Genomic DNA, 12,238 nt, shown 5'->3' with positions numbered 1-12,238 from the left:
ATCATCTAGTTAAAATGATTTAAAAGATCTATTCCGCAATAAATTTGGAATAAATGCACCATTTAATTAAGTAAATAAATTAATTAGTTAATATTAGAGAACAGGGGACAGGTCAATGCCAGAGAGAAGAGGAATAAGTGACTTAAACTCTTTAGAAATACTGGGTGGATTTAAAAGAAGTGAAATAGATAATAAAATTACTTTTTACCAATTAGAAAATAATGAGAAGGTAGTAATTAAATATTCAAAGTTGTATGAAAATGGAACTTCATATTGGTTTGGAGTAACTCCCAATGCAATAACATTATACCAATCCAAGGAAATATCACATATTATTTTAATTTTAGGGTACGAAGGAATATTAAAAATACCAATTGAAATCTTGTATAAATATCTCAAAAATGCAAACGTCACATATAATAAGGAAAATGGTTTAATAAAACGTCACCATATAACAATAAATTTTGATAGTAAGATAGTCTTGCACAATTCAGTAGATAAATTTATATTGGATGATTACTATTTATATGATGAAGATATTGTATGCAATGATTTAAACCAGAAAAGCAAAAAGGCAATTTTTAAAGAAGCTATGGAATTTACAGATTATAGCCAACAATACATTGAGAGTGAGCAAAAAACAAAAAAGAGAAAAGAAAGCAAAGCTCAAAAAGAGAGAATAGCAATATTAGAAGATCACACATGTCAGGTATGCGGTTTTAAGGAGGGATATTTAAATTTTAATAATAAAAAGTTATGGATAATTGAGGTAGACCATATTTTAGAGAAGTCAAAAGGTGGAGGAGAATCATTCGATAATCTTTGGGTTTTATGCCCTAACTGCCATGCAAAAAAAACAAGAGGAATTATTAAAATTGATCCTACTAAAAGGGAGGTTAAGGAAAGAGGGGTACATCTAATAATTCGTGATAATCATTTAGGTTGGTAATTTTCGAAACTTATTTATATATCATATAAGTCGATTAAAAGAGTCCTGAATAAATTTACAGGACTTTTTGCTATTCGTTTGTAGTAATCTTAAATAGATTATTTTTTCAGCATCTTGAGCGATCGCGGGTACAATTTATATTATTGTGATATTATCAATTATTTTGAAATACTTTATTATGGGAATAAATTTAGGTAAACGATCTAATTTGTACGAACTTCAAATTTATATCCTACTCCCCACACTGTAACAATCATACTCGCAGCCTCTTCAGATACACTATTTAATTTTTCCCTCAATCTTTTCACATGAGTATCCACAGTTCTTAGATCACCAAAAAAATCATAATGCCAAACGTCTCTTAGCAATATTTCCCTGTCAAAAACCTTGTCTGGTGTTTTAGCGAGATATAACAAGAGTTCATATTCTTTTGGAGTTAGATTAACATCAGTCCCATTGGCAGTAACACGGTGAGCATCGTTGTCAATTACTAGATGCGGGAATACTACAAGGTCTTTAGCTGCTGAAGATGTCTCTAAATAACTTGTCTGTGAAGATCTCCGTAATAAGGCTTTGATCCTTAATACAACTTCCCTTGGACTGAATGGTTTTACAATATAATCATCAGTTCCAACTTCAAAACCTTGGACTCTGTTACCTTCTTCTCCCTTTGCTGTCAACATGATAAGAGGGGTAGCCTTTTTTTCTCTAAGCTCACGACATACTTGAATTCCATCTTTCCCAGGCATCATTAGATCGAGCAGAATTAAATCATAATTATTTTCTAACGCCATTGTTAATGCAAGATCGCCATTTTCAGCCTCATCTATAAGATAACTTTCACGCTCTAAATACATTTTTAATAATCGACGAATTCTCTCTTCATCATCAACTACTAAAATTTTTACATTTTTATCCATTAAATAATCCCCCATACAGGTAATTAAATTACAATTGGGATAACGTTAAAATCAAAGAAATGCATATTAAATAATTAGTTTAAACATAATTTGATATTACCAAATAATAGTATTGATTTCTATCTATAATATTCCCAAAAACCCTTATAATGAGTCTTTGATCCTTTTTACAGTGGAGGCTAGTCATTTCATCGCATTTCGTAGATGATGATCCAGCTTATGTGTTTTTCGAATAGGTCTAGAAATAAAAGTGGTTAAATACCAAATAGATAAAACCAAATTTTACTAGGAAAATTCCATTTATTATGTAATTATAATATTATAAAATTATTAACTGTGTATTTAGTTGTGCAGGTTGATATTTTAAAATACAAAGCAATTCTATAAAAGAAATTGTAAAAAAAATAATTGGAAACGTTTAATCTATTATATTTTATTTTGATATGGTTAATATTAACGTTCGTAAAGTCTGGAGAAATAGTTTACGAACGTTCGTATATTAGTTTATACTTAAATGGACTTAGTTCGATAGCATTAGTGATATTAACCAAAATGAAGGTGATAACATGGATGTTCGAAGGTTTGGTTATATACGAATTAGCGATAAATATCAAAGTGATGGGCACCATTTGGACACATTTAAGAAAATACAATTAGACAAGCGTAATATTTTCATAGATAAACAATCTGGCAAAGACTTCAGTCGATTTCAATACAAGGTACTTAAAGGAATGTTGAGTCAAGGTGATGTCGTATATCTTCATTCTTTAAATTGCTTAGGCCAGAATAAGCAAGAAATCCTAAGCGAATGGACTGACATCACAAAGAAAATCCAGGCTGATATTGTTGTGTTAAATATGCCTTTAGTTAACACGACACAATTTAAAGATAGTTTAGAAAGCTATATTACGGATCTTGTGATACAGATTCTTTCTTGGACAGCTAGTGAAGAAAGTGAACCAATTCGAAAGAAACAGAGTGAAGGATTTATACTAGCAATGCAAAATGGTTCCTCATTTGGACGGCCAAAAGCAAAAATTACTGAAGAATTTGAGCATGTTTATAGAAAATGGAAGGCCGGAGAAATCAAGGCAGTAAGGGCAATGCAAGAAGCAGGTGTTGGGAAGACGACTTTTTATAAACTTGTAAAGGAATATGAAAATTCCTTAAAAATAGAATCAATTTAAAAAATAAGAAATGTGGGTGAAGAAGTGAAAACGGAAGTAGTACAGCCTGTCGTATCCAATTTTATTAAATCATTGCGCGATATTGGATATACATTCGAAGTAGCAGTTGCAGATGTGCTTGACAATAGTATTACCGCAAAGGCAAAAAACATTCAAATTTCTTGTTTTCCAGATCCGAAAACTATTTTTTCATTATTAGATGATGGGTTAGGGATGTCTAATAGTGAGTTGATTAACGCTATGCGTTTATCAGCCAATGATCCAGATTCACCTCGAGAAGGTTCTGATTTAGGGAAATTTGGTTTAGGGCTGAAGACAGCGTCTTTTTCACAGTGTAAAGACTTAACGGTTTTATCAAAAAAGGATGGAATAGTTTCCATTAAGCAATGGGATCTAGACTATATTTCACGTGAAAATGAATGGTTATTAATTACACCAGACATCAATAAGTACAAAAACATTCCTTTATTTGAGGAGTTTATGAACCAAGAGAGCGGAACATTAGTCGTATGGCGCGGGATTGATACATTTACGGAAGCCGACATTCCGCATAAATTAGATGTTTTACGAAGCCATTTATCGCTGGTCTTTCATTGCTTTTTAGAGGGAATTGTTCCTGGTAAGAAGGTATTGAAAATTTCAGTCAATGGTCAAACATTAGAACCGTTTAATCCATTTAATCCAAAGCATATTGCTACACAGCAATTGGTTCTTGAAAAAATTAAATACAAAAATTCAGAAATAACGGTGCAGCCTTATATCTTGCCGCATCATTCGAAGCTTTCGCAGAAGGAATTTGACAAATACGCGACGGAAGACGGCTACACCAAATCACAGGGATTTTATTTATATCGTGCCAACCGCCTTCTGATTCATGGTACATGGTGGGGTTTGCATCGAGCAAACGATGCTCATAAGCTGGTCCGGATTAAGATAGATATCCCAAACAATCAAGATCACGATTGGGGTATTGATATTAAAAAATCATCAGCCAATCCTGTAAGTGAGATTAAGAAGGATTTAAAACGTATTATTTCGCAGGTAACTCCAAAGGGTTCAAGACCTTTTACAGGAAGAGGCAAGAAGATTGAAGACAAAACAACCACCCGCTTTTGGGAGCTGGTTCCAGATAATAAGGAAATTCACTTTGCCATCAACCGGGAGCACCCGATTATCAAGAGCCTTGAAGATACTCTAACAGAAGACCAGCATCATTTGTTAAATGTTATTTTAATGGGATTAGAAAGTTATTTGCCGCTTGATGCGATTGTGGCTCAGCTGAATACGAATCCGTTAAAGGTCAACCAGGAATCATTAATAAATGAAAATGAGATAAAAATCCTTGTGGAAAATTGGCGTTCAAAGGGTATTAGTGAAGCATTCATAAAGGAATTACTGAAGACAGAAGTATACAAAAATAAGGAGGGTTATTTTGAAAATGCAAACCAACACTGAGATAAATCATCATGTCATGTATAAACTTGTTAAAGAAAAGATTTCAGGAACTCTTCAGGAACAAAGCAGTTTGCAGGAAGATACCATCCAGACCATTATTGACGAATGGAAAAAATTAATCGAAGGCACACCCCCAATGTTCCTAAAGACTATTCTTGGAATAGATGAAAAAAATATACGCCCATTAACGGAAACGGAATGGAACTATCTCCACAATGAACTAGAGCAATCCTTTAATGTCCGCATCACAACTGGGATTCTAGTAACAGGTGAAGAACAGAAGACACGAGACTTATCATGGTGGACAAGTAAGAAACAACTACAATCTGATAATTATTATCTGAATAATTATATGACGTATATGAAACGTGAAATGCCCCAAAAAGTATTGGATACGATAAATGAAGATACCGATGCGATTATGAATAACTTAGCAGATCCCGATTTAGAGGCATTTTCAAGATATGGCATGGTTGTCGGCCACGTCCAATCGGGAAAAACCTCCAACTATGCAGCGTTACTTTGTAAGGCGGCGGATGCAGGTTATCGTTTTATCGTCGTTATCGCAGGCGGACAAAATAACTTGCGGGACCAGACACAAGCGCGATTAGATGAAGTATTTGTTGGCGCAAACTACTCGGGTGTCGGGCAATTATCTGGATTTAAAAGAGAAAAAATGCCTGCCAGCTTAACAAACGCTAAAAATGACTTCAAAATTGAAACGGCCAGAGCTCAAGGAACAACAAACTTTGATAATATGCAGCAGCCAATTTTAGTCGTGATTAAAAAACATACGAAGACTTTAGATCATCTTTTAAAATGGTTAGATATTCATTATAAGAATCAAGTGGATAAAGCCATGCTTGTGATCGATGATGAATCGGACTATGCTTCGATTAATACCAAAAAAGAAGAAGATCCAACCGTTATAAACGAGAAAATCCGACTCCTTTTACAGAAATTCAAGAAGAGTGCGTATGTTGCTTATACGGCTACACCATATGCCAACATATTTATTGATCATACAGCTAAAAATGAGGGCGCGGGCAGAGATTTATTCCCAAGTGATTTTATTTACGCTTTAGAAGCACCATCCAATTATTTCGGTGCGGAAAAGATTTTTAATAAAGAGAATGATAAATACGTAGTTGAAATTCCGAATGATGAGGCTGTTTATGAGTTAGATGAAGAGATTGTCTATCCGCCTAATGAAATCCCATTTATCATCAAGCATAAAAAGGATTATGAAAGCGAGATAAAAAGACTGCCTGAAAGCTTAAAGGATGCCGTCCGTTTATTTGTAATCAATGTCGCGATTCGTAATTTGCGAAATCAACGGAAGCATAATAGTATGCTGATCCATATTTCGAGATTCACAGATGTTCATATTAAAATAATGAAGCTGGTAAAAAGCTATTATGAGGCAGTTAAATCCGAGATTAAAGCGTATGGAAATATACCTAATCCGTACCAATTTCCACATTTGAAAGCGATGAAAGAAACATTTTCTACAAGATTAAAAGATATCGAGTTTGATTTTGGTACTATTTTAAAAGAGATTTGCTTGGTAGTAGATTCGGTCCAAATCGTCGATGTACACCAAAAAGCAAAAACGCCATTAGAGTATCGAAAAGATACCCAAAACAATGTGATCGTTGTCGGCGGGTTAAGCTTGTCTCGTGGTTTTACGTTAGAGGGATTAAGTGTTAGTTATTTCTTAAGAACAACGATTTACTATGATACATTAATGCAAATGGGCCGCTGGTTCGGATACCGTATTGGTTATGAGGATATTTGCAGGGTGTACTTAACAGATGATATGAATAAGAAATTTGGTTTTATCATTGATGCTACGAATGAATTAGTCAGCCGTTTAAATGATATGCGCGAGGAAAATTTAACACCGGAAGACTTTGGATTGGCTGTTCAGCTGCATCCAGACAGTCTGCTCCAGGTTACAGCCCGCAATAAATCAAAATATACCGAAGATATGTTTTTAGAAATGAACCTTGATGGTCAGATTAAAGAAACAAGGTGGATCAGCAAGATTCCAGCAGATCTTGATGCCAATGAAACGCTTTTAAAAGAAACCATTCAAGCGTTACAAAATAGCGGTTATGATCACGCTGCCTCAGATAGTCATGTCTGGAAAAATGTCGACAAGACGATTGTGCAGCGTTTTGTGGAAAATTACTATTTATATAAGCATGACCCTTTGGGCTTAAAATCAAGAATGCCGATAGAATTTATTAAAGAATATATCGAAGCAGGTAAGTTAAACTGGGACGTGGTCTTATACAACGGTAAAAGCGAGACAACATTCCAGACTGACTCTGTACAAGTGCAGCGCCAATTCCGTACGGTGAAAGAAAAGCAGGGCTATTATGAAGTAGCCAATAGACAGCTTTCACGGGCGAACCCGGAAGCTATTATCATGCCGGCTGAATTTAAGAAATTAAAATCACATGAAATGCGCCGGAAATTGGTGAAACCCGTTTTATTCGTCCATGCTTTAGCGCTTGAGGATGAAAATAAGAATAAAATTAACGCTGTTGGCTTTAGTATCAGCTTCCCTATAGTAAAAGATTCTTTTGTAAACACAGTTAAAGTTCGAATTAATAGTGTTTATAAAAAGCAGCTGGAAGAAGCGTATAAAGATGAAGTTGGTGAAGAGGTTGTCTACGAAGATGAATAATCCCTGGTTACAATTAGATCGGCTCAGCCGCATAAGAGTGAAAGAATCGATCACCTATCATGCGTTTTGGATTGTGGATGCCTTAAATCAATATGGATTAATGATCCAATGCGACGAAGACTTTAAGCAGCCAATCCGCGAGATCAAGCTGAATGGAATTCAGATTCAGCTTGATCAATCTTCAACGCCGAACAAGCTTATTTTACTATTAAAAGATACGAAAGATTGGGAGATTTTCTTAATCCTTTGCAATGATTTAATCAGTGTGATGAAGGAACATGATGAAGATATCATTGTAAATGTCATGAAACGGCTGGAGCGGTGGCAGAAGCTGCTGCGCAAATCGACGTTTAAGATCATGTCAAAAGAAGAACAAATGGGTTTATATAGTGAATTAAAAATATTGCGCGATACTATCATTCCTGCCTATGGCGATAGTGCCGGAATTCACAGCTGGGTTGGTGCACTTGGAGATAAACAGGATTTCCTTTTGGAGTACTTAGCGATTGAGGTGAAATCCTTTCGAATGACTTCCGGTAATAGAGTTTGGATTTCTTCTAAAGAACAATTGAATTCCGAAAAAAATCCTTTGTATCTATTTGCCTGTGCTCTAAATGAAGCGGCAAGCGGGGAAACCATCGCAGACTTGGTAAAATCGATTATGGGAACTATTCAAAATGAAAATCTTTTAAGTGAGTTTATTGAGAAGGTTGAAGAGTATGGTTATTTTCCAGAAATACCGCAGGAAACGCTGTCAACGTTTCTTTTAGAGCAGGTGACAAGTTATGAAGTGAGAGAAGGATTCCCTAAAATCGCTATGGAACATGTTTCTCCACTGATACCAAACTTGAAATATAGCATTGATTTATCAGGCTGTTCACCATTTAAAGTGAGTATTAACTCAATTCTGTAGTAAAGGGAGATGTAAGGTTTGATAACCGTAGAAGAGTTCCATCAGGATTTCTTACAATCTATCCTTTCTGATTCTGAAAGCCGAGGTTTAATGAAGGCTCAATCATTTTTCGAATTAGTTTGTGAGGATCTTATGCGTGTAGGGGACCTGACCAATAATTACGAAATGGCGGAGTTTATTAAACCAGGCTGCGAAGTTTATGGATATGATTATGATGTAGACAGAAAAATATTTACACTGATTAATTTTCAATTCTTCCAGGAGGATACGATTGAAACATTAACAAGACAGCATATAACACAAAAATTTACCCGTTTGAAAAAATTTGCTTCCTTAAGCATGGATAGTTTATATCAAGATTTAGAAGAGACATCGGATGCTTATTCATTGGCTTTTAATTTATATCGAAATGCGCAAAATAAATTAATAGACAAATTTCGTTTTATTATTTTAACCGATGGTAAATTGACAAGCACGATTACAAGTATTCCAAACGAGTCGATTGAAGGAATTTCCTGTGAACATAAAATTATCGATATTAATTATTTATTTAGTATCTATATGTCTGAAAACGGTTCAGGATCATATGAAATTAACTTGAATATTCCCTATCTTGAAGTTCAGACCCAATCGGATGAATATCAATCCTATTTAGCGATTATGGACGGGGAAGAATTATTTAAAATATACGATGAATACGGGCAAAAACTACTTGAGGAAAATGTTCGTACCTTCTTACAATTTAGAGGCGGGGTAAACCAAGGAATCCGAAATACGATTCAGTATAAACCGGATATGTTTTTCGCCTATAATAATGGAATCACTGCAACGGCAACAAATGTGGAAACGAAAAATGGAAAAATCACGAAAATCACCGATTTCCAAATCGTGAACGGCGGGCAAACGACTTCTTCCATTTATGCGGCTAAAAAGAACTCAAAGATCGATATTTCAAAAATATCTGTTCAAATGAAATTATCAGTTGTGAATAATATTGAGAAAAAAGGCGAGTTTGTATCGAGCGTATCGCAGTTTGCCAACACTCAAAATAAAGTAAACAAATCTGATTTCTTCTCAAATAGTCCATTCCATAAAGAAATGAAGGATTATTCAAAACGGATTTGGGTTTCTACTCGTGATGGTTCTCAGAAACGTATTCATTGGTTTTATGAAAGAGTACGCGGAGAATATTTAAATGAGCAGGCTTATTTAACAAAAGCGAAGAAAAATCAATTCCAGCTGGAAAATCCTAAGGATAAGCTGATTGAAAAAACATTCTTGGCAAAGAGTGAAAATGCATGGGATCGAAAACCGCATATCGTTTCTAAAGGTGCACAATACAGCTTTGAAGAGTTTGCCAAATCGGTAACAGATACCTTAGAGAAGAACCATATGGCGATTACAGAAAAGTATTTTAGAGATGCTGTATCAAGGGTCATTCTATTCAGAAAGACTGAAAAAATTGTCTCGCAAGCTTCTTGGTATGAAAATGCCTTTAGAGCACAAACGGTTGCTTATTCCATCGCATTGCTCTCGCATGCTATTCATAAAAGGAAAGTATTCTTTGACTTCTCCAAAATATGGGAAGAACAGCAATTGCCAATTGAATTAATAGAATTAATGAAAGTTATTACAAAGAAAGTTTATGAAAGAATTACGAATCCGCCAGCTGGTTCCGCCAATATTGCACAATGGTGTAAAAAAGAGGCATGCTGGAAAGATGTCAGCACGATAGAATTCGATTTATCACCACTTAAGAAACTGGTTATCACTACTGATGAAGAAAAATTCGAACAAAAATCAGGAAAAAAAGAAAAAGAATTAGACAGCGGTATTGAAATCCAAGCGTTTGTCATTCGAACTAATTTTGAACATTGGATGCAGCTTCAAGGATACTATTTGAGTAATAATAACATGAAATCCTTAACCATCACACAAAGAGACATCTTAAAAAAATATACAGACGGCAAAATCCCTTTACCATCCGAGAAACAGGCAAAAGTGCTGTATGCTTTATATCAAAAAGCGTTAAAAGAAGGATGGGAAGTAATAACTGGTAGTAAATCAGGTTATCTATAACAGACAATTGCCAGTAGACTAACTAAAATAAATCTGATTACAGATTCCTATGGGGAATTTTCCTATAAAGATAAGTGCTTTAATTGTAGATATTAAAATTTTATACTGCCATAATAAGAGCTAAGTGGTATACTGGAGAGACCTAATTAAATAAGACAAAGGAAAAAGCACCCCCTGAAGCGTATTTAAATAATACGTAACTCAGGAGGTGTTTTCTTATGGGGAAAAAAATTGCATACTCAGATGAAGTTAAAAAGGCAGTTGTGGAGATGAAGTTAAGTGGTGAGTATTCTAATCGTGAAATTATGGACAAGTTCGGTATAACAAATGTTACACAGGTTAAAAGGTGGGTGCAGTGGTATCGTGAGGGGCAACAATATCGATTAGCACAAGGGATTGGTAAACAATACAGTTATGGGAAAGGTAGTGAGGAATTATCCGAAAATGAGCAATTAAAGAGAGAAAATGAGTACTTAAAGGCACAATTAGAAATTTTAAAAAAGTACCAAGAAATCGAGAGGAGTTGGTTCCAGAAGCTGTAATCGACTTAGTAGAAAAATTAAAAGATAAATATAGTGTAACTTTACTTTGTAAATGTTTAGATATACCTAGATCAACTTACTATAGGTGGAAAAATCAGAATCCAAAAGCTAAAACTGAACTTGAAGAACAAATTATTGAAATTTGTAAACGCAATAAATTTCTAATTGGCCATCGGACAGTCAGAGCCTGGCTAATACGTGATTATAAGAGGAAGGTCAATCGTAATACTGTACAACGGATTATGCAAAAATATAATCTGCAATGCAGGGTTAAGCCAAAACGTAAAAATAATATAGCTGGTGAAATGAAAGTTGTGGTCCCTAACCACTTAAATAGGAATTTTAAAGCTTCTAGACTAAATGAAAAATGGGTAACTGATATTACTTACCTTCCTTTCGGACAATCTATGTTGTATCTTAGCACTATCATGGATTTATATAATAATGAAATAATTGCATATCGAATTAGTGCCAGCCAAGAAGTGTCTTTAGTGATAGATACTTTAAAGGACGCTGCAGAAGGTCGGGAAACGAGTAATTTAATACTTCATAGCGATCAGGGAGCTCAATATACGTCATACTCATTTCAAAGAATAGCAAAAGAAAAAGGCATTACCACAAGCATGTCCCGGAAAGGCAATTGCTTGGATAATGCCGTAATTGAATCCTTCCACTCCACCATAAAGTCAGAAGAATTCTACTCTCAAGGAAGAGAGTTTCTTACGAATTCTATTGTAATCGAAAGAGTTGAAAAACTCATCAATCATTATAATAAAACACGACTTCAGGCAAAATTAAACTACCTGTCCCCTATTGAGTTTAGGGAACAGGCAGCATAATCGGTGCTTTTTCGATGTCTCATTTTAATAGGTCAGTTCAATACTACCTAGCTCTTTTATGTTTGAATACTTACCACCTAACACTGTTAGAAAAATTCAATAGCTTGGTTTTTATTGATTTTATTTTTTTGTAAAAACAGGATTAATTTTGGTTGAAGGGTTAACCCTTTTGCGAACAACTCTGTTTTTATTCAAAAATCCTTCTTCCTTAAAGCTGAGGTAATCTCCATTTGAATTAATAATAATGTGGTCAAGTAGCGGTATTTCTAAGATATTTCCTGCTTTTAATAATGTCTTAGTTACTTCAAAATCCTTTTCCGAAGGCAGTAGATGTGTTGAGGGATGATTGTGAGCCACTATTATAGCACTAGCATTGTTTAATATTCCCGCTTTAAATACGTCTCTAGGGGACATAATAGTTGCACTAAGTGAACCAATATGGCAACGGTGAACAGCTATTATATTGTGAAATGTATTTAAACATATTACTAAAAATACTTCCCTATCGTCATCCCCTATTAAATAATGAGCAGCTTTATTCACCTCGAAAGGACCATATACTCGATCGATCAACTCTTCATCTATTTCTTTAACTATTTGTTTGATTTTAATTACTTCATAAATTTTTTCCATTAAATTTACCTCATTCTGTCATAATA

The 12,238-nt window shown here is 34.6% G+C and carries 9 protein-coding genes; 7 read left to right on the top strand and 2 right to left on the bottom strand.

Features of this window, described 5'->3' with window-relative positions; all coding sequences use genetic code 11:
* Positions 1–115 precede the first annotated feature (115 nt).
* Entirely contained in the window at positions 116–949 is an 834-nt protein-coding gene (locus tag CHI06_RS20115) for an HNH endonuclease (protein ID WP_095250389.1), read from the top strand.
* Positions 950–1,152: 203 nt separating this feature from the next.
* On the opposite strand, the gene CHI06_RS20110 is transcribed toward CHI06_RS20115, so the two are convergent.
* The gene (locus tag CHI06_RS20110; RefSeq protein WP_095250388.1) at positions 1,153–1,869 is read right to left on the bottom strand and encodes a response regulator transcription factor; all 717 of its coding nucleotides are present in this window, start codon (positions 1,867–1,869) and stop codon (positions 1,153–1,155) included.
* A gap of 566 nt (positions 1,870–2,435) precedes the next feature.
* On the opposite strand from CHI06_RS20110, the gene CHI06_RS20105 reads away from it, so the two are divergent.
* From CHI06_RS20105 to CHI06_RS20080, 6 genes are all read left to right on the top strand, one after another.
* The gene (locus CHI06_RS20105; RefSeq protein ID WP_095250387.1) at positions 2,436–3,056 is read left to right on the top strand and encodes a recombinase family protein; all 621 of its coding nucleotides are present in this window, start codon (positions 2,436–2,438) and stop codon (positions 3,054–3,056) included.
* A 24-nt stretch (positions 3,057–3,080) separates the two neighbouring features.
* Positions 3,081–4,511: an ATP-binding protein gene (locus CHI06_RS20100; RefSeq protein WP_095250386.1), complete on the top strand. Its 1,431-nt coding sequence runs from the start codon at positions 3,081–3,083 to the stop codon at positions 4,509–4,511.
* Positions 4,495–7,206, top strand: a complete 2,712-nt coding sequence (locus CHI06_RS20095) for a Z1 domain-containing protein (protein WP_095250390.1) — start codon at positions 4,495–4,497, stop codon at positions 7,204–7,206. The genes CHI06_RS20100 and CHI06_RS20095 overlap by 17 nt, the downstream gene beginning before the upstream one ends.
* A complete protein-coding gene (locus tag CHI06_RS20090; protein WP_257009383.1) occupies positions 7,199–8,119 on the top strand; it encodes a PD-(D/E)XK motif protein in 921 nt (306 codons plus the stop codon). Before CHI06_RS20095 ends, CHI06_RS20090 begins: the two co-directional genes overlap by 8 nt.
* Positions 8,120–8,137: 18 nt before the next feature.
* The gene (locus CHI06_RS20085) at positions 8,138–10,198 is read left to right on the top strand and encodes an AIPR family protein (RefSeq protein WP_095250384.1); all 2,061 of its coding nucleotides are present in this window, start codon (positions 8,138–8,140) and stop codon (positions 10,196–10,198) included.
* 218 nt (positions 10,199–10,416) lie between these two features.
* Positions 10,417–11,579, top strand: a protein-coding gene (locus tag CHI06_RS20080) for an IS3 family transposase (protein ID WP_095250383.1) whose coding sequence is annotated in 2 segments (ribosomal slippage) — positions 10,417–10,696 and positions 10,696–11,579 — 1,164 coding nt in all. Because the reading frame shifts where the segments join, the coding sequence is not laid out codon by codon here.
* 120 nt (positions 11,580–11,699) lie between these two features.
* Here CHI06_RS20080 and CHI06_RS20075 read toward each other — a convergent pair.
* The gene (locus tag CHI06_RS20075) at positions 11,700–12,212 is read right to left on the bottom strand and encodes a JAB domain-containing protein (RefSeq protein ID WP_095250382.1); all 513 of its coding nucleotides are present in this window, start codon (positions 12,210–12,212) and stop codon (positions 11,700–11,702) included.
* Positions 12,213–12,238: the final 26 nt, after the last annotated feature.

It is taken from the genome of Bacillus sp. 7884-1 (assembly GCF_002272245.1).
Classification (GTDB): Bacteria; Bacillota; Bacilli; order Bacillales; family Cytobacillaceae; genus Neobacillus.
Note: the sequence above shows the minus strand (reverse complement) of the source record. Positions and strands in the feature narration are given on the sequence as shown.

Bases quoted from the DNA above. Each gene is read 5' to 3' on its own strand.
- CHI06_RS20095 (WP_095250390.1), top strand. From the start codon at position 4,495: ATGCAAACCAACACTGAGATAAATCATCATGTCATGTATAAACTTGTT.
- CHI06_RS20090 (WP_257009383.1), top strand. From the start codon at position 7,199: ATGAATAATCCCTGGTTACAATTAGATCGGCTCAGCCGCATAAGAGTG.
- CHI06_RS20105 (WP_095250387.1), top strand. From the start codon at position 2,436: ATGGATGTTCGAAGGTTTGGTTATATACGAATTAGCGATAAATATCAA.
- CHI06_RS20110 (WP_095250388.1), bottom strand. From the start codon at position 1,869: ATGGATAAAAATGTAAAAATTTTAGTAGTTGATGATGAAGAGAGAATT.
- CHI06_RS20075 (WP_095250382.1), bottom strand. From the start codon at position 12,212: ATGGAAAAAATTTATGAAGTAATTAAAATCAAACAAATAGTTAAAGAA.
- CHI06_RS20115 (WP_095250389.1), top strand. From the start codon at position 116: ATGCCAGAGAGAAGAGGAATAAGTGACTTAAACTCTTTAGAAATACTG.